Source organism: Burkholderia sp. AU38729, from assembly GCF_020419725.1.
GTDB lineage: Bacteria > Pseudomonadota > Gammaproteobacteria > Burkholderiales > Burkholderiaceae > Burkholderia.
The window spans coordinates 83496-105433 of the sequence record NZ_JAIZQO010000009.1 but is presented as its reverse complement, the minus strand read 5'-3'; the positions used below and the strand labels follow the sequence as shown (position 1 = coordinate 105433).

Annotated in this window: 22 protein-coding genes; 16 read left to right on the top strand and 6 right to left on the bottom strand. The window is 66.7% G+C overall.

The genetic code is table 11. The annotated features are described in order from the left end of the window. Positions 1-12: 12 nt before the first annotated feature. The 6 genes from lpxD to LGM56_RS23560 all read left to right on the top strand — a co-directional run bounded on the left by lpxD (position 13) and on the right by LGM56_RS23560 (position 5129). Positions 13-1092, top strand: a complete 1080-nt coding sequence (gene lpxD, locus LGM56_RS23585) for a UDP-3-O-(3-hydroxymyristoyl)glucosamine N-acyltransferase (RefSeq protein WP_089425683.1) — start codon at positions 13-15, stop codon at positions 1090-1092. A 129-nt stretch (positions 1093-1221) separates the two neighbouring features. Further along, positions 1222-1689 (top strand): 3-hydroxyacyl-ACP dehydratase FabZ, encoded by a 468-nt coding sequence (gene fabZ, locus LGM56_RS23580; protein WP_011352450.1) that lies wholly within the window; start codon positions 1222-1224, stop codon positions 1687-1689. A 58-nt stretch (positions 1690-1747) separates the two neighbouring features. Then, positions 1748-2536, top strand: a complete 789-nt coding sequence (gene lpxA / locus LGM56_RS23575) for an acyl-ACP--UDP-N-acetylglucosamine O-acyltransferase (RefSeq protein WP_089495097.1) — start codon at positions 1748-1750, stop codon at positions 2534-2536. Positions 2537-2539: 3 nt separating this feature from the next. Then, positions 2540-3709: a lipid-A-disaccharide synthase gene (gene lpxB, locus LGM56_RS23570; protein WP_089473092.1), complete on the top strand. Its 1170-nt coding sequence runs from the start codon at positions 2540-2542 to the stop codon at positions 3707-3709. Next, the gene (gene rnhB, locus LGM56_RS23565) at positions 3706-4350 is read left to right on the top strand and encodes a ribonuclease HII (RefSeq protein WP_089425680.1); all 645 of its coding nucleotides are present in this window, start codon (positions 3706-3708) and stop codon (positions 4348-4350) included. The genes lpxB and rnhB overlap by 4 nt, the downstream gene beginning before the upstream one ends. Then, positions 4347-5129, top strand: coding sequence for a TrmH family RNA methyltransferase (locus LGM56_RS23560; protein ID WP_089473091.1), 783 nt, complete (start codon positions 4347-4349; stop codon positions 5127-5129). The genes rnhB and LGM56_RS23560 overlap by 4 nt, the downstream gene beginning before the upstream one ends. Before the next feature lie 96 nt (positions 5130-5225). Here the strand turns inward: LGM56_RS23560 and LGM56_RS23555 are convergent, their stop codons facing one another. Next, on the bottom strand, positions 5226-6041 hold the full coding sequence (locus tag LGM56_RS23555) for a pyruvate, water dikinase regulatory protein (RefSeq protein ID WP_011352445.1): 816 nt from the start codon (positions 6039-6041) through the stop codon (positions 5226-5228). A gap of 376 nt (positions 6042-6417) precedes the next feature. Here LGM56_RS23555 and ppsA point away from each other — a divergent pair, with 376 nt between their 5' ends. The 3 genes from ppsA (at position 6418) to LGM56_RS23540 (ending at position 10474) form a co-directional block, all read left to right on the top strand. Then, positions 6418-8817 carry a phosphoenolpyruvate synthase gene (ppsA, locus tag LGM56_RS23550; RefSeq protein ID WP_089495095.1) on the top strand — a complete coding sequence of 800 codons (2400 nt, stop codon included), beginning with the start codon at positions 6418-6420 and terminating at the stop codon, positions 8815-8817. A 253-nt stretch (positions 8818-9070) separates the two neighbouring features. Continuing rightward, a complete protein-coding gene (locus tag LGM56_RS23545) occupies positions 9071-9505 on the top strand; it encodes an NfeD family protein (RefSeq protein WP_046545972.1) in 435 nt (144 codons plus the stop codon). 33 nt (positions 9506-9538) lie between these two features. Beyond that, positions 9539-10474, top strand: a complete 936-nt coding sequence (locus tag LGM56_RS23540; RefSeq protein ID WP_089495094.1) for an SPFH domain-containing protein — start codon at positions 9539-9541, stop codon at positions 10472-10474. Positions 10475-10713: 239 nt separating this feature from the next. Here the strand turns inward: LGM56_RS23540 and smpB are convergent, their stop codons facing one another. Beyond that, entirely contained in the window at positions 10714-11160 is a 447-nt protein-coding gene (gene smpB / locus LGM56_RS23535) for an SsrA-binding protein SmpB (RefSeq protein WP_039342760.1), read from the bottom strand. Positions 11161-11258: 98 nt separating this feature from the next. On the opposite strand from smpB, the gene LGM56_RS23530 reads away from it, so the two are divergent. Continuing rightward, the gene (locus tag LGM56_RS23530) at positions 11259-11696 is read left to right on the top strand and encodes a type II toxin-antitoxin system RatA family toxin (RefSeq protein ID WP_043190873.1); all 438 of its coding nucleotides are present in this window, start codon (positions 11259-11261) and stop codon (positions 11694-11696) included. Positions 11697-11700: 4 nt separating this feature from the next. Next, the gene (locus tag LGM56_RS23525; protein WP_226206901.1) at positions 11701-12024 is read left to right on the top strand and encodes an RnfH family protein; all 324 of its coding nucleotides are present in this window, start codon (positions 11701-11703) and stop codon (positions 12022-12024) included. A gap of 54 nt (positions 12025-12078) precedes the next feature. Here LGM56_RS23525 and LGM56_RS23520 read toward each other — a convergent pair whose 3' ends face one another. The 3 genes from LGM56_RS23520 to LGM56_RS23510 all read right to left on the bottom strand — a co-directional run bounded on the left by LGM56_RS23520 (position 12079) and on the right by LGM56_RS23510 (position 15137). Continuing rightward, a complete protein-coding gene (locus LGM56_RS23520; RefSeq protein WP_226207059.1) occupies positions 12079-13062 on the bottom strand; it encodes a DMT family transporter in 984 nt (327 codons plus the stop codon). A 136-nt stretch (positions 13063-13198) separates the two neighbouring features. Further along, positions 13199-13885: a DUF5074 domain-containing protein gene (locus tag LGM56_RS23515; protein ID WP_226206900.1), complete on the bottom strand. Its 687-nt coding sequence runs from the start codon at positions 13883-13885 to the stop codon at positions 13199-13201. A 31-nt stretch (positions 13886-13916) separates the two neighbouring features. Further along, the gene (locus tag LGM56_RS23510) at positions 13917-15137 is read right to left on the bottom strand and encodes a helix-turn-helix domain-containing protein (RefSeq protein ID WP_226206899.1); all 1221 of its coding nucleotides are present in this window, start codon (positions 15135-15137) and stop codon (positions 13917-13919) included. A gap of 114 nt (positions 15138-15251) precedes the next feature. Between LGM56_RS23510 and LGM56_RS23505 the strand changes: the two genes are divergently transcribed. The 5 genes from LGM56_RS23505 (at position 15252) to guaA (ending at position 20946) form a co-directional block, all read left to right on the top strand. Continuing rightward, positions 15252-16016 (top strand): DUF899 domain-containing protein, encoded by a 765-nt coding sequence (locus LGM56_RS23505; protein WP_226206898.1) that lies wholly within the window; start codon positions 15252-15254, stop codon positions 16014-16016. 28 nt (positions 16017-16044) lie between these two features. After that, a complete protein-coding gene (locus LGM56_RS23500; RefSeq protein WP_226206897.1) occupies positions 16045-16851 on the top strand; it encodes a DUF2182 domain-containing protein in 807 nt (268 codons plus the stop codon). 274 nt (positions 16852-17125) lie between these two features. Continuing rightward, positions 17126-18586, top strand: coding sequence for an IMP dehydrogenase (gene guaB, locus LGM56_RS23495; RefSeq protein WP_011352433.1), 1461 nt, complete (start codon positions 17126-17128; stop codon positions 18584-18586). Between the two features lie 6 nt (positions 18587-18592). Further along, positions 18593-19210, top strand: coding sequence for an alkaline shock response membrane anchor protein AmaP (locus LGM56_RS23490; RefSeq protein ID WP_226206896.1), 618 nt, complete (start codon positions 18593-18595; stop codon positions 19208-19210). Between the two features lie 116 nt (positions 19211-19326). Continuing rightward, positions 19327-20946, top strand: a complete 1620-nt coding sequence (gene guaA / locus LGM56_RS23485) for a glutamine-hydrolyzing GMP synthase (protein WP_089431228.1) — start codon at positions 19327-19329, stop codon at positions 20944-20946. A gap of 338 nt (positions 20947-21284) precedes the next feature. Here the strand turns inward: guaA and LGM56_RS23480 are convergent, their stop codons facing one another. Next, positions 21285-21917, bottom strand: coding sequence for a glutathione S-transferase family protein (locus LGM56_RS23480; protein WP_226206895.1), 633 nt, complete (start codon positions 21915-21917; stop codon positions 21285-21287). Positions 21918-21938 lie beyond the last annotated feature (21 nt).

Here is a 21938-nt window from a genome sequence, read left to right as displayed (position 1 = left end):
AGCAGACGACGAATGGCATTGACGCTTGAGGAACTCGTAAAGCGGTTCGGCGGCGAGATCGCCGGCGACGCACAGTGCAAGGTGGGCGGGCTCGCACCGCTCGACCAGGCAGGCCCGCAGCAACTCGCGTTCCTCGCGAATCCGAAGTACCTGTCGCAGGTCGAGTCGACCCGCGCCGGCGCGGTGCTGATCGCGCCGAAGGATCTGGAAAAGCTGGGCGCGGCCGCAAGCGGTCGCAACTTCATCGTCACGCCGAATCCGTACGCGTACTTCGCGCGCGTCGCGCAGATGTTCATCGACCTGGCCACGCCGCAGCGCGCCGCCGGCGTGCATCCGAGCGCGACGATCGATCCGGCCGCGCAGGTCGCCGCGAGTGCCGTGATCGGCCCGCACGTGACGGTCGAGGCCGGTGCGGTGATCGAGGACGGCGTGCAGCTCGACGCGAACGTCTTCATCGGCCGCGGCACGACGATCGGCGCGGGCTCGCACCTGTATCCGAACGCGTCGGTGTACCACGGCTGCAAGGTCGGCCCGCGCGCGATCATCCATGCGGGCGCGGTGATCGGCTCCGACGGCTTCGGCTTCGCGCCGGATTTCGTCGGCGACGGCGATGCGCGCACCGGCAGCTGGGTCAAGATCCCGCAGGTCGGCGGCGTCACGATCGGCCCGGACGTCGAGATCGGCGCGAACACGACGATCGATCGCGGCGCGATGGCGGATACCGTCATCGAGGAATGCGTGAAGATCGACAACCAGGTGCAGATCGGCCACAACTGCCGGATTGGCGCCTATACGGTGATCGCCGGCAGCGCCGGGATCGCGGGCAGCACGACGATCGGCCGCCACTGCATGATCGGCGGCGCGGCCGGGATCGCCGGCCACGTGACGCTCGGCGACTATGTCATCATCACCGCGAAGTCGGGCGTATCGAAGTCGCTGCCGAAGGCCGGCATCTATACCAGCGCGTTCCCGGCCGTCGACCATGGCGAATGGAACAAGAGCGCCGCGCTCGTGCGCAATCTCGACAAGCTGCGCGAGCGCATCAAGGCGCTCGAAGCCGCGCTCGCCGCCCAGGGCGGCACGGACGCCTGAGCGCATCATGCGAGACCTCGAACCGGGTACGGCCAGCGCAACCGGCCCGGTTTGCCAGACTGGGCCGCACGCCGGCCCACTTCAGCCTTTGCATCACCACCGCGCAGCCTCTGCGTGAGACGAACCATCATGAGCACTGAAAAAATCAATCTCGACATCCACAAGATCCTCACGCTGCTGCCGCATCGCTACCCGATTCTGCTCGTCGATCGCGTGCTCGAACTCGAACCGCACAAGGGCATCAAAGCGCTGAAGAACGTGTCGATCAACGAGCCGTACTTCCAGGGGCATTTCCCGAAGCGGCCGGTGATGCCGGGCGTGCTGATCCTCGAAGCGCTCGCGCAGGCCGCGGCGCTGCTGACCTTCTCGGAAGAGCAGCCGAAGGATCCGGAGAACACGCTGTACTACTTCGTCGGGATCGACGGCGCACGCTTCAAGCGTCCGGTCGAGCCGGGCGACCAACTGATTCTGAACGTGACGTTCGAACGCTACATCCGCGGCATCTGGAAGTTCAAGGCGGTGGCGGAAGTGGACGGCAAGGTGGCGGCGGAAGCCGAACTGATGTGCACGGTCAAGACGACCGACGTGGCGCCCTGAGCGACGCGGCACGGACAGGCAACGCAACGCGACACATCACATCGAGAGGCAACGGCGCATGACCAGGATTCATCCCACCGCGATTGTCGAACCGGGCGCGCAGATCGACGAATCGGTCGAGATCGGCCCGTACGCGATCATTGGTCCGCACGTCACGATCGGCGCGCGTACGACGATCGGCTCGCACAGCGTGATCGAAGGCCATACGACGCTCGGCGAGGACAACCGCATCGGCCATTACGCGTCGGTCGGCGGTCGTCCGCAGGACATGAAGTACAAGGACGAGCCGACGAAGCTCGTGATCGGCAGCCGCAACACGATCCGCGAATTCACGACGATCCACACGGGCACCGTGCAGGACGTCGGCGTGACGACGCTCGGTGACGACAACTGGATCATGGCCTATGTGCACATCGGTCACGACTGCACCGTCGGCAACCACGTGATCCTGTCGAGCAACGCCCAGATGGCCGGCCACGTCGAGATCGGCGACTGGGCGATCGTCGGCGGGATGTCGGGCGTTCACCAGTTCGTGCGCATCGGCGCGCACTCGATGCTGGGCGGCGCATCGGCGCTCGTGCAGGACATTCCGCCGTTCGTGATCGCGGCCGGCAACAAGGCCGAACCGCACGGGATCAACGTCGAAGGGCTGCGCCGGCGCGGTTTCTCGCCCGACGCGATCTCCGCGCTGCGCAGCGCATACCGCCTGCTGTACAAGAACGGCCTGTCGCTCGAGGAGGCGAAAGTACAGTTGCGCGAACTGGCGGCGGCGGGCGGCGAGGGCGACGCACCCGTGAAGGCGCTCGTCGAGTTCATCGACGCGTCGCAACGCGGCATCATCCGCTAAGCGATGCCGCTTCCGACCTCTCAGCTCCGGCTCGCGATGGTGGCCGGCGAACCGTCGGGCGACCTGCTCGGCGCGTCGCTGCTCGGCGGGCTGCGCGAGCGGCTGCCCGAATCGGCCCAGTACTACGGGATCGGCGGGCCGCGCATGATCGCGCAGGGCTTCGACTCGCACTGGCAGATGGACAAGCTGACCGTGCGCGGCTATGTCGAGGCGCTGGGCCAGATTCCCGAGATCCTGCGGATTCGCGGCGAGCTGAAGCGCCAGTTGCTCGCCGAGCGGCCGGACGCGTTCATCGGCGTCGATGCGCCCGACTTCAACTTCAACGTCGAACAGGCGGCGCGCGATGCGGGCATCCCGTCGATCCACTTCGTGTGCCCGTCGATCTGGGCATGGCGCGGCGGCCGGATCAAGAAGATCGCGAAGTCCGTCGATCACATGTTGTGCCTGTTCCCGTTCGAACCGGCGATTCTCGACAAGGCAGGTGTTGCCTCGACCTACGTCGGCCATCCGCTCGCCGACGAGATTCCGCTCGAGCCCGACACGCACGGCGCGCGCATCGCGCTCGGACTGCCGGCCGACGGCCCGGTGATCGCCGTGTTACCGGGCAGCCGGCGCTCGGAAATCGCACTGATCGGCCCGACCTTCTTCGCGGCGATGGCGCTGATGCAGCAGCGCGAGCCTGGCGTACGGTTCGTGATGCCGGCGGCCACGCCCGCGCTGCGTGCGCTGCTGCAGCCGCTCGTCGACGCGCATCCGCAGCTCGCGCTGACGATCACCGACGGCCGCTCGCAGGTCGCGATGACGGCTGCCGACGCGATCCTCGTGAAGAGCGGGACGGTCACGCTGGAAGCCGCGCTGCTGAAGAAGCCGATGGTGATCTCGTACAAGGTGCCCTGGCTGACCGGGCAGATCATGCGCCGGCAGGGTTACCTGCCGTACGTCGGCTTGCCGAACATCCTGGCGGGGCGTTTCGTCGTGCCCGAGCTGCTGCAGCATTTCGCGACGCCCGAGGCGCTCGCCGATGCGACGCTCACGCAGCTGCGTGACGATGCGAACCGCCGCACGCTGACCGAAGTCTTTACCGAAATGCATCTTTCGCTGCGGCAGAACACGGCCGTGAAGGCGGCCGAAGCGGTCGTGCGCGTGCTCGAACAACGCAAGGGGCGCGCATGACCGCAGTCCGTGCACCACGCCGCCGCGCGTCGAGCGACGTGCAGGGCGGTTTCGATTTCAGTCGCCCCGACGAGATCGTCTGCGGCGTCGACGAAGCGGGCCGCGGCCCGCTCGCGGGGCCGGTGGTGGCCGCCGCGGTGATCCTCGATCCGGCGCAGCCGATCGACGGGCTCGACGATTCGAAGGCGTTGTCCGCGAAGAAGCGCGACGCGCTGTACGAGCTGATCGTCGCGCGCTCGCTGTCGTATTGCGTCGCGTCGGCGAGTGTCGACGAGATCGACACGCTGAACATCCTGCACGCGACGATGCTCGCGATGAAGCGGGCGGTCGAAGGGCTGTCGGTCCTGCCGACGCTCGCGCAGATCGACGGCAACCGCTGTCCGACGCTGACCGTGCGCGCCGAGGCGATCGTCAGCGGCGACGCGCTCGTGCCGAGCATCTCGGCCGCGTCGATCCTCGCGAAGGTCACCCGTGACCGCATGCTCGTCGACCTGCACGAACGCTTCCCGGTGTACGGCTTCAACGTGCATGCGGGCTACGGCACCGTGAAACACCTTGCGGCGCTGCGCGAGCACGGCCCGTGCGAAGCCCATCGGCGTTCGTTCGCGCCGGTTCGTGCGGCACTCGACCTGATTCGATGAAAAGCATTACTTCCCGTGACAACCCGCTGTACAAGCGCCTGAAGGCGCTCGCGGGTTCGACGTCCCATCAGCGCCGCGGCGGTCAGGCGCTGCTCGAAGGATTCCATCTCGCGAGCGCATACCTCGATACGGGCGCGACGCCCGAGCTGTGCGTCACGACCGAAGGCGCACTCGGGCATGCCGAAGCGCAGGCGATCGTCGCGCGCATCGATGCGCAGCGGATCGTCACGCTGCCCGACGCGCTGTTCGGGCAGTTGTCGAACGTCGTCAACGGCGTCGGCTTCCTGCTGCTCGTCGACCGGCCGGCGCAGCCGCTGCCGGCGCGCGTGACGCAGTCGTCGGTCGTGCTCGACGGCGTGCAGGACGCCGGCAACGTCGGCTCGATCCTGCGCAGCGCGGCGGCCGCAGGCGTGCGTCACGTGTTCTGTGCGCCGGGCACCGCGTATGCGTGGTCGTCGAAGGTGCTGCGCTCGGGCATGGGCGCGCATTTCCTGCTGTCGATCCACGAGGACGTCGACGCCGGCGCGCTCGCCGAGCGCCTCGCTGTGCCGGTCGCGCTGACCGACTCGCATGGCGCGCAGGCAGTCTATGACTGCGACCTGTCGGGGCCGGTTGCCTGGGTGTTCGGCAATGAGGGGGCGGGTGTGTCGGCGTTCTGGCGCGACGCGGCCACGCATCGCGTGACGATCCCGCAACCGGGCGGGATGGAGTCGCTGAACGTCGCGGCCGCGGCCGCGGTCTGCCTGTTCGAGCAGGTGCGTCAGCAGCGGCGTGCGTGACGCCGCACGCGTGCTCGCTCCGCACCATGAAAAAGGCCGCGTTCGACGCGGCCTTTTCGTTTCCAGTGGCGACCAGGCGGCCGCCAGCGCTCCGGCTTAGTACGACTGCCGGTCGAGACGGATTTCCTGCAGGATCGTCGTCGCGATTTCCTCGATCGACTTGTGCGTCGACGACAGCCACTTGATCCCCTCGCGGCGCATCATCGCTTCGGCTTCGTTGATCTCGTAGCGGCAGTTCTCGGGCGCCGCGTATTTGCTGCCCGGCCGGCGCTCGTTGCGGATCTCGGACAGGCGCTGCGGGTCGATCGACAGCCCGAACAGCTTCTCGCTGTACGCGGCGAGCGCCGACGGCAGCTTGCCGCGCTCGAAATCTTCGGGAATCAGCGGATAGTTGGCCGCCTTCACGCCGTACTGCATCGCGAGATACAGGCTCGTCGGCGTCTTGCCGCTGCGCGACACGCCGACGAGGATCACGTCGGCTTCCGACAGGTTGCGGTTCGACTGGCCGTCGTCGTGCGCGAGCGAGAAGTTGATCGCCTCGATCCGGGTCTTGTATTCCTCGGTGTCCGCGTTCTGGTGGCCGCGGCCCATCGCGTGGCTCGACTTGAGCTCCAGTTCCTGCTCGAGCGGTTCGACGAAGCGCTGGAACATGTCGAGCACGAGTGCGTTCGAGCGCTTGACGATGTCGTTCGACTCGCTGTCGACGAGCGTCGTGAACACGATCGCGCGGCGGCCGTCGTGCACGGCGGCCTCGTTGATCTTCTCGACGGTCGCATAGGCCTTGTCGAGCGAATCGACGAACGGCACGCGCACGAGACGGAATTTCTGGTCGAACTGGGAGAGGATCGAATGCGCGAAGGTTTCGGCAGTGATCCCGGTGCCGTCGGAGACGATGAATACGGTAGGCAGCATGAATCTGGGCGTCGAACGTGAAGGGCGGTTGCGCGGGCGGCTGGAGGTTCGCCTCCAGACGCAGTGACAAGGTCGCGCCACATCCGGCAGCCGGCACGGTAGAATAGCGGCAACCTGTTGGATAAGCAATTGCGGGGGCAGGGCGCGAACGGCGCCCCAGGCTTCGCCGCTCGATTCCAAAATTCCCGGCAAGTTTGGCGATTTGTCTGAAAATATCGCTCTTCTGCCGGGATTTTTGCAAATCGGGTCGGAAGATCATCCGCCGCTGCGATTGTTTCTCCAACAGGTTGCGCAAGACGCGCCGCGCCTTTTTGCAAGCGCCCGCGTCCAAGCCCACTTGCGCAATCGAGCATTTTTTTCACACTTAGGGGCTTGTATGACTAACGCAGCAAACGTCGCAAAGGACCAGGCGTATGTAATTCCGTTCGAGCAGTTGCGGATGACCGATGTGGAGATCGTCGGCGGCAAGAATGCGTCGCTGGGCGAAATGATCAGCCAGCTTTCCGAAGCAGGCGTTCGCGTACCCACCGGTTTCGCCACGACCGCGCTCGCGTTCCGCGATTTCCTCAAGCACAACGACCTTACCGACCGCATCGCCAAGCGTCTCGAGTCGCTCGACATCGACGACGTGAAGGCGCTCGCCGAAGCCGGTGCCGAAATCCGCAAGTGGATCGTCGATGCGCCGATGCAGGCACGTCTCGAGCAGGAAATCCGTGAGCAGTTCGAAACCCTGAAGAACAGCTCGCCGGGCGAGCTGTCGTTCGCCGTGCGTTCGTCCGCGACCGCGGAAGACCTGCCCGACGCATCGTTCGCCGGCCAGCAGGAGTCGTACCTGAACGTCGTCGGCATCGACGACGTGCTCGACCGCATGAAGCACGTGTTCGCGTCGCTGTACAACGACCGCGCGATCTCGTACCGCGTGCACAAGGGCTTCACGCACGCGGAAGTCGCCCTGTCGGCCGGCGTGCAGCGCATGGTCCGCTCGGACGTCGGCGCGGCCGGCGTGATGTTCACGATCGACACCGAATCGGGCTTCAAGGACGCCGTGTTCATCACGTCGAGCTACGGCCTGGGCGAAACCGTCGTGCAGGGCGCGGTGAACCCGGACGAGTTCTATGTGTTCAAGACGACACTTGCACAGGACAAGTACCCGATCATCCGCCGCTCGATCGGCTCGAAGCTGATCAAGATGGAATTCACGCAGCCGGGCGAGCCGGGTCGCGTGAAGACGGTCGACGTGCCGCACGAGCAGCGCAACCGCTACTCGATCACCGACGAAGACGTGATCGAGCTGGCGAAGTACGCGGTCATCATCGAGAAGCACTACCAGCGTCCGATGGACATCGAGTGGGGCAAGGACGGCCGCGACGGCAAGATTTTCATCCTGCAGGCACGTCCGGAAACCGTGAAGAGCCAGGCGACCGGCAAGGCCGAGCAGCGCTTCAAGCTGAAGGGCCAGTCGCAGGTGCTGGCGACGGGCCGTGCGATCGGCCAGAAGATCGGTGCGGGCCCCGTGCGCGTGATCCAGGATCCGTCGGAAATGGAACGCGTGCAGCCGGGCGACGTGCTGGTGGCCGACATGACTGACCCGAACTGGGAGCCGGTGATGAAGCGTGCAGCCGCGATCGTCACGAACCGTGGCGGCCGGACCTGCCACGCGGCGATCATCGCGCGTGAACTCGGCGTGCCGGCAGTCGTCGGCTGCGGCGACGCGACCGACATCCTGAAGGACGGCGCGCTCGTCACCGTGTCGTGCGCAGAAGGCGACGAAGGCAAGATCTACGACGGCCTGCTCGAGACGGAAGTCACGGAAGTGCAGCGCGGCGAACTGCCGGAAATCCCGGTCAAGATCATGATGAACGTCGGCAACCCGCAGCTCGCGTTCGACTTCTCGCAGCTGCCGAACGGCGGCGTGGGTCTCGCGCGTCTCGAGTTCATCATCAACAACAACATCGGCGTTCACCCGAAGGCGATCCTCGAGTACCCGAACATCGACCAGGACCTGAAGAAGGCCGTCGAGAGCGTCGCGCGCGGTCACGCATCGCCGCGTCAGTTCTACGTCGACAAGCTGACGGAAGGTGTCGCGACGATCGCGGCGGCGTTCTATCCGAAGCCCGTGATCGTGCGTCTGTCCGACTTCAAGTCGAACGAGTACAAGAAGCTGATCGGCGGTTCGCGTTACGAGCCGGACGAGGAAAACCCGATGCTGGGCTTCCGCGGCGCGTCGCGTTACATCGCTGAAGACTTCGCGCAGGCGTTCGAGATGGAGTGCCGTGCACTGAAGCGCGTGCGCGACGAGATGGGCCTGACCAACGTCGAGATCATGGTGCCGTTCGTGCGTACCGTGAAGCAGGCGGAGCGCGTCGTCGGCCTGCTCGAGAAGTTCGGCCTGAAGCGCGGCGAAAACGGCCTGCGCCTCGTGATGATGTGCGAAGTCCCGACCAACGCGATCCTCGCCGAAGACTTCCTGCAGTTCTTCGACGGCTTCTCGATCGGCTCGAACGACCTCACGCAGCTCACGCTCGGCCTCGACCGCGACTCGGGCATGGAACTGCTGGCTGTCGACTTCGACGAACGCGACCCGGCCGTCAAGTTCCTGCTGAAGCGCGCGATCGATACCTGCCGCAAGATGGGCAAGTACGTCGGCATCTGCGGCCAGGGCCCGTCCGATCACCCGGACTTCGCGCAATGGCTGACGGACGAAGGCATCGTGTCGATCTCGCTGAACCCCGACACGATCATCGATACGTGGCAGGCGCTCGCCAACCGGAAGTAACGGTCGGTAACGTGCCATCGACGAAGGAGCGGCGCTGCTGCTCCTTCACTGAAGGCAAATTGCAAGGTTCATGCTATAAACACCCCGGTAGATACCGGGGTGTTTTTGTTTGTCGGTACGAAGCGGGCTGCCCCAGGCCTGCCGAACGCCCGCCCGGGAGTCACGAACAAATCGATCCGGAACAGCGCTTCAGCGCGTATTCTGGTTCCATGCCACGCAAGTAAGCGCGGGAGATGTTTTTCTGGAGACCACAATGATGTCGGGGCATCTGTTCTGGTGGGTCGCGGTGGGCGTGCTGGTCGTGGCCGAGTTGCTGACAGGTACGTTCTACCTGCTGATGATCGCGCTCGGTTTTCTCGCGGGCGGGCTGCTGCAGCTGGCCGGTTTCGCGCCGCACGTGCAGTTCGGTGCGGCGGCCGTGGTCGCGATCGTCGCGATGGTCGTGTTGCGGCGTTCGGGGCTCGGCCGCAAGCAGAAGCGCGACACGTCGACGAATCCCGACGTCAATCTCGATATCGGCGCGACCGTCACGGTCGACGCGTGGCGTGACGGCCGCGCGCGCGTGCAGTATCGCGGCGCCGACTGGGACGTCGAGCTCGAGAACGGCGAGCGCGACGACGCGCACGTGTACCAGGTGAGTGCCGTGCGCGGCAATTGTCTCGTGGTCGTGGCGAAACCCGCGGGCTGATCGTCCGCCGATACAACAAGGAGGGAATATTTCATGGATTCGCTGATCATCTGGGTTGTCCTGCTCGTCATCGCGATCGTGATCGTGTCGAAGACGGTGAAGATCGTGCCGCAGCAGCATGCGTGGGTGCTCGAACGCTTCGGGCGCTATCACGCGACGCTGTCGCCCGGCCTGAATATCGTGCTGCCGTTCGTCGATCGCATCGCATACCGGCACGTGCTGAAGGAAATCCCGCTCGACGTGCCGAGCCAAGTCTGTATCACGCGCGACAACACGCAGCTGCAGGTCGACGGCGTGCTGTACTTCCAGGTGACCGATCCGATGAAGGCGTCGTACGGGTCGAGCAACTTCGTGCTCGCGATCACGCAGCTCGCGCAAACGACGTTGCGCTCGGTGGTCGGCAAGCTCGAACTCGACAAGACGTTCGAGGAGCGCGACTTCATCAACCACAACATCGTGTCGGCGCTCGATCAGGCCGCGGCGAACTGGGGGGTGAAGGTCCTGCGCTACGAGATCAAGGATTTGACGCCGCCGAAGGAAATCCTGCACGCGATGCAGGCGCAGATCACCGCGGAGCGTGAAAAGCGTGCGCTGATCGCCGCATCCGAAGGCCGCAAGCAGGAGCAGATCAACCTCGCGTCGGGCGCGCGCGAAGCGGCGATCCAGAAATCCGAAGGCGAGCGGCAGGCCGCGATCAACCAGGCGCAGGGCGAGGCCGCCGCGATTCTGGCGGTGGCCGAGGCGAACGCGCAGGCGATCCAGAAGATCGCGAACGCGATGCAATCGCAGGGCGGGATGGACGCGGTGAACCTGAAGGTGGCCGAGCAGTATGTCAGCGCATTCTCGAATCTCGCGAAGCAGGGCAACACGCTGATCGTGCCATCGAACCTGTCGGATCTCGGCTCGGCGATCTCGTCGGCGCTGACGATCGTCAAGAGCGCGGGGGGCGCGTCGGGCGGGAAGGCCTGAGTCCGGATTGGCGCGGGGCGCCGGTGGCCGCCGCGTGTGATCGACGTGCGGCGAATCGTCGCGCAGCCGGAGGCGGATGATGCCCATGCGGTGCCGTCGTCGGTGCCTTTGTACAGCCGAAACCGGCGGCGTGGCGTGCCGAGTGTCGCCCGTGTAGCCGCGCCCGATTCACTGATACCAAAGCAACACGGCCCGCTTCGAGCGGGCCGTGTCGTGTGTGATGCGTGTTGTCGCGCAGGTCAGGTGCCGGCGCGCATGATGCGGGCCTTTTCGCGTTCCCAGTCGCGCTTCTTCTCGGTTTCGCGCTTGTCGTGCAGCTTCTTGCCCTTCGCGAGCGCGATGTCGCACTTCACGCGACCGCCCTTGTAGTGGAAGTTCAGCGGCACGAGCGTGTAGCCGCGCTGCTCGACCTTGCCGATCAGTTTCTTGATTTCCTCGCGGTGCAGCAGCAGCTTGCGCGTGCGAACCGGGTCGGGCGTGATGTGGGTCGAAGCCTCGGGCAGCGGGCTGATATGGGTACCGATCAGGAAGATCTCGGCGTGCTTGATCACGACGTAACCTTCCCGGATCTGGCCGCGCCCGGCGCGCAGCGCCTTGACTTCCCAGCCCTCGAGCACGAGCCCCGCCTCGTAGCGTTCCTCGATGTGGTAATCGAAGTGCGCTTTCCTGTTGTCGATGATGCTCATGAAAGGATCGGGCCAACTCGTTTAAAATCACGATTTTAGCAAAGCGGGGCGGGAATCGCCCGGCTTGCGTTCTCACCTTGAGCGATGCCGCGCGATTTATGGCAGATGTCCAGAAAACCGTATTGATCCGTCACTCGGCGGAACAGATGTTCGACCTCGTCACCGACGTGGCCGACTACCCCAATTTCCTGCCCTGGTGCGGCGGTGTCGAGATTCGCCGTCAGGACGAGAGCGGGATGGAAGCGCGCATCGACATCAACTTCAAGGGCATCAAGCAGCATTTCGCGACGCGCAACACGCAGCAGCGCCCGACGCGGATCGACATGGAGTTCACGGACGGCCCGTTCAAGAAGTTCACGGGCGCGTGGCGCTTCACGGCACTGCGTGCCGATGCCTGCAAGATCGAATTCGCGCTGCACTACGAGTTCTCGAGCATCCTGCTCGAGAAGATCATCGGGCCCGTGTTCAGCCATATCGCGAACACGTTCGTCGATTCGTTCGTGAAGCGCGCCGACCAGCGCTACGGGAAGGGGTGACGCGATGCTGTCGATCGAAGTCTGCTACGCGCTGCCGGATCGCCAGACGCTGATTCCGCTGTCGCTGCCCGAAGGGGCGACCGTTCGTTCGGCGATCGATGCGAGCGGCGTGCTCGCGCTGCACCCGGAAATCGATCTCGCGAACGCGAAGACGGGCGTGTACGGCAAGCTTGCGCCGCTCGACGCACCGCTTGCCGACCACGACCGCGTCGAGATCTACCGCCCGTTGATCGTCGATCCGAAGCTCGCGCGCCAGCGCCGCGTCGACAAGTCGCGCCGCGCCGGCTCCATCGAGGGCCGCAAGTGGATGCACAAGGATTCGCGCTGACGCCGGCCGTTCCACGCCTTTCGTCCCGATTCGTCTGATCAAACGCCGTGGCGCTCAGTGGGCCGCGGCGTTTGCGTTTGCCGGCGCGCTTTCCGACGTATCGCCGCCGGCGGGCGTGTCGCCGTGCTGCCGCACCGATCCGTAGACGCCCGTGAGCAGCAGCACCAGCGCGGCGATCTCGAGTGCATGCGGCATCCGCTGGTCGTAGACGAACGCGTAAAGCATCGCGAACACGGTTTCGAACACGATCAGCTGGCCCGACAGCGTGAGCGGCAGCCGCTTCGACGCGGCATTCCACAGCCCGTTGCCGAGCCACGATGCGCCGATCGCGAGCACGAGGTTCAGCAGCCAGAACAGCTGCCAGCGCGACGCCGGGACGGCTGCCTGCACGGTGCCGGCCGGCAGCGCGAGGATCGCGATCCAGACGAGCCCGCCGATCAGGCCCGTCACGACACCCCACAGCACCGACCACTCGTTGCCGCCGAAATGATGATGGCGCTGCAGATAGCGTGCGTTCGCGACCGCATACCAGGTCCAGCTCGCGAGCGCGCCGGCCGCGCAGGTCATGCCCGCGAGCTTCTGGCCGAGGGTCGTCGCATGCGCGGCCTCGGAGGTGAACAGGTCGACGTTGATGCAGACGATGCCCGCGATCACCAGCGCGAGTGGGGCCGCGAGCCGCCGCAGCGGCACGGCGCCGTGGTCGCCGAGGCCCGCGAGCGTGACCGTGACGGGCAGCACGCCGACGATCAGCGAACTGGGCGCGATGCCGATCAGATGCACGGCGCCGGACAGCAGCATGTAGTACGCGACGTTGCCGACGACGGCGAGCCTGACCAGCGCGACGAGATCCTCGCGGGTCAGCCGCGCGAGCAGCGAGCGGGCCGCCGGCAGGGCGGCCGCCAGCGACACGAGGCCGTACATCGCGTAGCGGCCGGCGCTCAGCAGCAGCGGCGAGAAGTCGGTCAGCAGCCGAGGAACGAGAAACACCATGCCCCACAGGGCACCTGCCAGGACACCATAGACCACACCGCGTCGCATCGACCGCTCCGAACACATGACTGACGAGCGCGCATCGTAGCGACGCGGCTGCCACGTCGTCTTGTTCATTCCTGCACTCGGCACCGGGCGGCGCGCACGCGTGCTGCGCCCGGGAGCGATCACGGCAGGCTGCGGATCATTCGTCAGCCGAATCGGGCGGTGCGCCCGCGTTGTGGCCCGACGCCCCGGCTCGCGCGGGCCGACGTACGGCGCGCAACGTGCCGCTGTTGCCGCCGCCGCAGTAGAAGCGCTCGTGGCCGTCGGATTCGAGCCCCGATACGCCGACGCCGGCCGGCATGTCGATCTGCTCGAGCACCTGGCCGGTGCGCGGATCGATGTGCCGCAGGTCGGCCTGGTCGGCTTCCCAGGTGCCGTGCCACAGCTCGCCGTCGACCCACGTCACGCCGGTGACGAAGCGGTTCGATTCGATCGTGCGCAGCACGGCGCCCGTTTGCGGGTCCACCTGATGAATCTTGCGTTCGCGGTACTGGCCGACCCACAGCGCGCCTTCGGCCCAGGCCAGCCCGGAATCGCCGCCTTTGCCGGGAGCGGGGATCGTCGCGAGCACGCGGCCCGATTCGGGATCGATCTTCTCGATGCGATCTTCGACGATCTGGTACAGGTGGCGGCCGTCGAACGCCGTGCCCGCATGCGCGGCAACGTCGAGCGAGCGGACGGTCGTGCCGCGTTCCGGGTCGAGCGCATTCAGCTTGTCGCCGGACGCGTACCACACGTACTGCCCGTCGTACGTGACGCCGTGTACGCCGTCGACGCCCGGAAACGGGCCGTATTCGCGAAGGATGTCTGCTCGGGAGCGTTTCATGTTCGTTACCTCGTCGTTCGATGCGGTCATCCTAATCGGCCGGCAGCGGGGCAGGGAGTAACAAGGTCGTCGCGAAACCGGGCAATGGCGGCGTCATCCAGCGGCGCGCACGGCCACGGCCGAGCGCCTGGACCTTGTTCGCTTCAGAGAGTGCGTCGAGCGCGCGCTGCACGGTGCGCTGGCTCGCGCCGAGGGCCAGCGACAGCGCGGAGCTCGACCACGCTTCGCCATCGGCGAGGAGCGCGAGCACGGCCGCGTGGCGATCGTCGACCGGGCGCGCCAGCACGACGGTCTCGCGTATGCCGAGCGGTTCGAGCGCGAAGCCGCGCGGCGTGGCGACGACGTTCGCGAGCGGCCGCAGCACCGCGCGCAGCCGGCCGATCTCGACACGCAGGCGTGCGCGATGCGATTCGTCAGCGTGTTTCGCGCGGAATGCGACGGCGACGAGCGCGTTGCGCGACACGTCGGCCGGCCAGGCCTCGCCGAGCGCGCGGGCAAGCACGAACAGCACGGGCCGCCGCGCAAGCGACACGGTCGTGCGCGCGTCGCGCACCGTGTGGCGGCACGCATCGACGACGAGCGCGTTCGACGCGAACAGTGTTTCGACTTCGTCGAGTTGCACGAGCCGCGATGTACCGCGCGCGATGAGGCGCGCGGCTGGGGCGTCGAGCACGCGTGCCGCGGCCTCGACCTCGGCCGTCAGCGCGGCGATGCCCGCGTCGCGGGCGGCTGCGCGCGCACGGGCAAGCGCTGCGCGGGCTGCGTGCGTGCGGATGCGGCGCATCGCAATGCCGGCCGCGATCAGCTCATGGGCGGCGCGCGATGCAGCCGGCAGCGGCGCGGGATCGAGATTCGCGAGCATCCGCTCGGCATCGTCGAGCTGGCCGATCAGCAGCAGCCGGCGCACGCCGAGATAGTGCGCATGCGCGGCGTTCGCGCGGTCGCCGTGCGCGTCGAGCGTCGCGCATGCGGCATCGAGCGCGCGCGTCGGCCAGCGCAGGTCGCGCGACGCGAGCGCGATCTCCGCTTCCGCGACGACGCAGCGCGCACGCGCCACGGCCTCCCTGGCGCCGAACGCACGCGCGGCGCCGCGCACGAGTGCGCGAGCCCGTTCGAAATCGCCGAGCTGCGCCATCGCGATCCCGCGCAGCGCGAGCGCCGGCGCATCGTCGCGCAGCGCGACGCGGTTCAGCGCGCCGAGCGCGTCACCGGCCGCGAGCGCGCGCGCGGCCGCGGTGATCAGCGAATCCATCCGAATCCCGACACACTTGTCACTCCCTCCGGTCCGATGCCCGCCCCTAATCTAGCACCACGCACACGGCACCGGACGCCGTGCCCGGATACCCATCGGAAGGAGGAACCCGCCATGACGACTCATCTCACCGGAACCCGCGACGAATGGCTGGCCGAACGCCGCGCGCTGCTCGACGCGGAAAAGGCGCTGACGCGGCAAAGCGACGAACTCGCGCGGCGGCGCCAGGCACTGCCCTGGGTGCGCGTCGACAAGACCTACCGGTTCGACACCGAAGACGGGCGGGCAACGCTCGACGACCTGTTTCGCGGCCGTTCGCAACTGCTCGTCTATCACTTCATGTTCGGCCCCGACTACCAGGCCGGCTGCCCGTCGTGTTCGTCGGTCGCCGACGGTTTCGACGGCTTCGCCGTGCACCTGGCGAACCACGACGTGACGCTCGCCGCCGTGTCGCGCGCGCCGCTCGCGAAGCTGCTCGCGTACCGCCAGCGGATGGGGTGGCACTTCCCGTGGGCGTCGTCGGTCGGCGGCGATTTCAACTTCGACTTCAACGTGTCGTTTACCGAAACGCAGCAGCGCGCGGGCGACGTCGAGTACAACTACGCGCGGGCCGGCCACGCGATGGACATGGATCCGCCGCCGGCACCCGTCGTGGCATTCGCGGCGACCTGCGGTACCGACGCGCTCACGTATTCGCTCGACCGGCCGGGGATGAGCGCGTTCGTGCGCGAGGACGGTGCGGTTTATCACACGTATTCGACCTATGCGCGCGGCCTCGACGGGCTGTGGGGGATGTACCAGTGGCTCGATCGCGCGCCGCACGGGCGCAACGAGACCGGCCCGTGGTGGCGCCGTCATGACGAGTACGCACGCGGCTGAGCGCGCCGGCGACGGGCGGAGGCGGGCGATGACTCGGCCTGCCGCAGGCGTCGCGGGCCCCGATCCGCGGGCCTTCGCGGTGGCGCTCGCGGCCGTGTTCGCCGTTGCCGTTGTTGCGACCGTGATGCAGCACGCGTCGATGGCCGCGATAGGCGGCGCACCAATGTCCGGCGGCTGGATGACGCCGGCGGCATGGCAGCGGCCGTGCGGATGGGGCGCCGGCCGCACGTTCGAGGCGTTCGCCGGCATGTGGGGCGCGATGACGGCGACGATGATGCTGCCCGTGCTCGCGCCGGTGCTGTGGCGATACCGGCAGGGCGCCGGGCCGCTGGCGGCGGCGCGTTCGACCTGGCTCGTCGCCGTGGTGGGCGCCGGGTATTTCGCCGTGTGGATGGCAGTCGGCGCGCTCGTGTTTCCGGCCGGCGCGGCGCTGACGAGTGCCGCTGCAAGGCTGCCGGCGCTCGCTCGCGCCATGCCGTTCGTGGCCGGCGCGGTCGTATTGGTCGCAGGCGTCCTGCAATTCTCCGGATGGAAGGCGCGCCGGCTGACGTGCTGCCGGCACGCGGCGACCGGCGTGCATCCGCCGCACGCGGAGGCCGGTGCGGCATGGCGGCACGGGGTGAGCGCCGCCACGCGATGCGGGGCCTGCTGCGGCAACCTGATGGCGGTCGCGCTGGCCATCGGCATGATGGATCTGCGCGTGATGGCGGTCGTGACGGTTGCGATCGCCGCCGAGCGCCTGGTGCCGGCCGGCGGGCGGGTTGCGCGGATCGTCGGCTGCGTCGTGGTCGGCGGCGGCGTGGTGATGATCGTCCGCGCGGCCGGGCTGCTATGAGGCGGGACGGTGGGCCCGTTCGGCCCATTGCCGGGCCGGGCTTCATCGTCGCCGCCGCCGCGTGGCCCGTCCGCAACAGGCGGATAGGCCGTTTCGCGGCCGGCTGCGCGAATGGCTCGATGCGGCGGTGAAACGAAAGGCGATCGAAAACGAACCGAACGGCGATCCGAACGATTCGGCCCCCGAACGGCCGAAACCGGCTAAGCCGTTGTTCGTGTTGTGAAAATTCGCAGCGCTTCGCGTATAATTCGCTTTTGCGCCCATAGGATTTGCCATGCGTCTGATCCAAAAAGCACTCACTTTCGATGATGTGCTCCTCGTTCCCGCCTTCTCCGACGTTCTCCCGCGCGACACCAGCCTCAAGACCAAGCTGACCCGCAACATCTCCCTGAACATGCCGCTCGTGTCCGCCGCGATGGACACGGTCACCGAAGGTCGCCTTGCGATCGCGATGGCCCAGCAAGGTGGCGTCGGTATCGTCCACAAGAACCTCACGCCGGCCGAACAGGCCCGCGAGGTCGCGAAGGTCAAGCGTTTCGAATCGGGCGTCGTCCGCGATCCGATCACGGTGCCGCCGCAAATGAAGGTGCGCGACGTGATCGCGCTGTCGCGCCAGCATGGCATCTCCGGCTTCCCAGTCGTCGAAGGCCCGCAGCTCGTCGGCATCGTCACGAACCGCGACCTGCGTTTCGAAACCCGCCTCGACGAGCCGGTCAAGTCGATCATGACGCCGCGCGAGCGCCTCGTCACGGTCAAGGAAGGCACGCCGCTCGCCGAAGCGAAGGCGCTGATGCACAGCCACCGCCTCGAGCGCGTGCTGGTCGTCAACGACGCGTTCGAACTGCGCGGCCTGATGACCGTCAAGGACATCACGAAGCAGACCGAGCACCCGGACGCGTGCAAGGACGAACACGGCAAGCTGCGCGCAGGCGCGGCGGTCGGCGTCGGTCCCGACAACGAAGAGCGTGTCGAGCTGCTGGTGCAGGCCGGCGTCGACGTGATCGTCGTCGATACCGCGCACGGCCACAGCAAGGGCGTGCTCGAGCGCGTTCGCTGGGTCAAGCAGAACTTCCCGCACGTCGAAGTGATCGGCGGCAACATCGCGACGGCCGCCGCCGCGAAGGCGCTCGTCGAATACGGCGCGGATGCGGTCAAGGTCGGTATCGGCCCGGGCTCGATCTGCACGACGCGGATCGTCGCCGGTGTCGGCGTGCCGCAGATCAGCGCGATCGCGAACGTCGCGGAAGCGCTGAAGGGCACGGGCGTGCCGTGCATCGCCGACGGCGGCGTGCGCTTCTCGGGCGACGTGTCGAAGGCCCTCGCGGCCGGCGCGAACGCGGTGATGATGGGCAGCATGTTCGCGGGCACCGAAGAGGCGCCGGGCGACGTGTTCCTGTACCAGGGGCGCCAGTACAAGTCGTATCGCGGCATGGGTTCGGTCGGTGCGATGAAGGACGGTGCGGCAGACCGCTACTTCCAGGACAACTCGGCGAACATCGACAAGCTCGTGCCGGAAGGCATCGAAGGCCGTGTCGCGTACAAGGGCTCGGTCAACGCGATCCTGTTCCAGCTGGTCGGCGGCGTGCGCGCGAGCATGGGCTACTGCGGCTGCAAGACGATCGACGAGCTGCACGACAAGGCCGAATTCGTCCAGATCACCGCGGCGGGCATGCGCGAGTCGCACGTGCACGACGTGCAGATCACGAAGGAAGCGCCGAACTACCACGTGGACTGATTGCCGATGAAACCGCTGCTGCGAGCCGTGCTGATCATTGATGCCGTGCTGCTGCTGGCGTTCGGCGTGCTGTTCGTGCTGACGCCCTGGCAGTCGCTCTTCAACGCGCTGCAGCTTGCGAACGTCCAGCCGGCGATGCTCGGCCAGGCGCTCGGCATCGCGTTGCTCGGGCTCGCGTGGCTCGCGTTTCATGCAGCGTTCAACGGGGATCTCACGGCGCCGGTCGCGCGTTCGGTCGGCCATGTGTATTGGCTGACCGGCGCGCTGACGATCGTCTGGTCGATCGGCACCGGCAGCGGTCCCGCGCTCGCGGCCGCCGGCCGCGTGCTGTCGGCCGTGGCCGGCGTCGCGCTGATCGTGCTCGGCCTCGGCGGCGTGCGGCTCGCGTCGGCTGTGCGCCGGCGCGAAAAAGAGCAGGCGCGGGAGCAGGCGCTCGAGGCGCGCGCGCCTGCGCAGCGTCCGGCCGAGCCGGCGACGGCACCCGCGTCGTCGCCTGCACCGCAGCGTGTCGAACCCGTCGTCAGCCGTCCCGCAGCGTCCGCTGCATCGTCGTCACCGGCCGCATCCGGCCCATCGTCGTCCGGCACCGTCGCACTCGACGAGCGCCCGCCGATGCAGGATTGACCGGCCATGCGTCGCGCGTGCTGCCTTCCGCCCGACGCCGCTGTCCATGCTATTGACGCAGCGCATGATGAAAATGATGCGCTGCTTTTCTTATTCTCTTCATCCCGTCCGCAGCCATGCACGACAAAATCCTGATTCTCGACTTCGGTTCGCAAGTCACCCAACTGATTGCGCGACGCGTGCGCGAAGCGCACGTCTACTGCGAAATCCATCCGAACGATGTGTCCGACGACTTCGTCCGCGAGTTCGCGCCGAAGGCGGTGATCCTGTCGGGCAGCCACGCGAGCACGTACGAAGACCATCAGCTGCGCGCGCCGCAGGCCGTGTGGGATCTCGGCGTGCCGGTGCTCGGCATCTGCTACGGCATGCAGACGATGGCCGTGCAGCTTGGCGGCAAGGTCGAGTGGAGCGATCACCGCGAATTCGGTTACGCGGAAATGCGCGCACACGGACACACGCGCCTGCTCGACGGCATCGAGGACTTCAAGACGGACGAAGGCCACGGGATGCTGAAGGTCTGGATGAGCCACGGCGACAAGGTTGCCGAACTGCCGCCGGGCTTCGCGCTGATGGCGTCGACGCCGAGCTGCCCGATCGCCGGCATGGCCGACGAGGCGCGCGGCTACTACGCGGTGCAGTTCCATCCGGAAGTCACGCACACGGTGAAGGGCCGCCAGATCATCGAACGCTTCGTGCTGCAGATCGCCGGTGCGAAGCCCGACTGGATCATGAGCAACCACATCGAGGAAGCCGTCGCGAAGATCCGCGAGCAGGTCGGTGACGAGGAAGTGATTCTCGGCCTGTCGGGCGGTGTCGATTCGAGCGTCGCCGCTGCGCTGATCCATCGCGCGATCGGCGACCAGCTCACCTGCGTGTTCGTCGACCACGGCCTGCTGCGCCTGAACGAAGGCAAGATGGTGCTCGACATGTTCGAGGGCCGCCTGCATGCGAAGGTCGTGCACGTCGACGCGTCCGAACAGTTCCTCGGCCACCTGGCCGGTGTGACCGATCCGGAAGCGAAGCGCAAGATCATCGGCCGCGAGTTCGTCGAGGTGTTCCAGGCCGAGGCGCAGAAGCTGTCGAAGGCGAAGTGGCTCGCGCAGGGCACGATCTACCCGGACGTGGTCGAATCGGGCGGCACGAAGACGAAGAAGGCGACGACGATCAAGAGCCACCACAACGTCGGCGGCCTGCCGGAAACGCTCGGCCTGAAGCTGCTCGAGCCGCTGCGCGACCTGTTCAAGGACGAAGTGCGCGAGCTGGGCGTTGCGCTCGGCCTGCCGCCGGAAATGGTGTACCGCCATCCGTTCCCGGGCCCGGGCCTCGGCGTGCGGATTCTCGGCGAAGTGAAGCGCGAGTTCGCGGACCTGCTGCGCCGCGCGGACGCGATCTTCATCGAGGAACTGCGCAACACGACCGCGACCGCGCAGGATGCGGCTGCCGGCCTGTGCGGCGAAGCCGATGTCGGCAAGAGCTGGTACGACCTGACGAGCCAGGCGTTCGCGGTGTTCCTGCCGGTGAAGTCGGTGGGCGTGATGGGCGATGGCCGCACGTACGACTACGTGACGTCGCTGCGCGCGGTGCAGACGACCGACTTCATGACCGCGCACTGGGCGCACCTGCCGTACGCGCTGCTCGGCCGCGCGTCGAACCGGATCATCAACGAGGTGCGCGGGATCAACCGTGTGGTGTACGACATCTCGGGCAAGCCGCCGGCGACGATCGAGTGGGAGTGAATTGACGTCCTTCGATGATTATCGCCAGCCATCGAAAAACTGCCGTAACGTTTTGACTTTCAAATCAATACGTCGCGGAGTCTATCGGTGGCTATCGTCGGCCTGCAAAACAAGTTGGCGGTAGAGTGGGCGGTAAAAGTCGAGGCCGGATCAAGACATTCCCGGTCACTATTCAGACTTTTACCGTCTTCGACGGTAAAAGTCTTCCCGGGGAAGCTTGTTTTATTCGGCTTTCGGGGCATCCGCAGGTCTCCCGATCCCTGACGGTAAAGCCGACGGTAACGCCGTCAAAAAATTGGACGCGGTGAACGTTTCGGAATGTGCGAAACGGACTGCGTTCAAGCGGCTGCGCTGCCGCGAAGCGAGACGGCGTCGTACCAGCGTCGCAGCGCACGGAATTCTTCCGGAATCGACAAGTCGATCGCCTTGGCGGCGAAATCCACTGTGGCGAGCAGCGTGATGTCCGCTACCGAGAAGTTCTCGCCAGCGGCGAAGGGCGACTCGGCCAACCGCGCGTTCATGTCCGCGAACAGATTTTTCACGCGCTGCGTGCTGCGCTCAACCAGTGCAGGGATCTGCTCGTAGTCGTGCGGTCCCGCGATCGCTCGACCCTTCAGGCCGGGCGCCTTGTTGCGAATCGCCTCCATCACTGACGCGAAACCTTCCTGCTCGATGCGGCGATCCCACATCGAGACCACGGCCTGCTCCGCGGGCGTCGTGCCGAAGAGCGAGGGCGTCGGGTACACATCCTCGAGGTAGCGGCTGATGACGGGCACTTCGCCGATGGCCGTCCCATCGTCCAGCACCAGCGTGGGCACGACGCGGCGCGGATTGATGGCGCGGTAGGCGTCGCCGTGTTGTTCGCCCGTGCCCAAGTCGACCGGGACCAGGGTTGGAGTGAGGCCCTTCTCGGCGAGCAGGATGCGCACGCGGCGGGAATTGGGCGACGAGGTGGAGTGATAGAGCTTCATTTGGATTTCCTTGAGAGATTG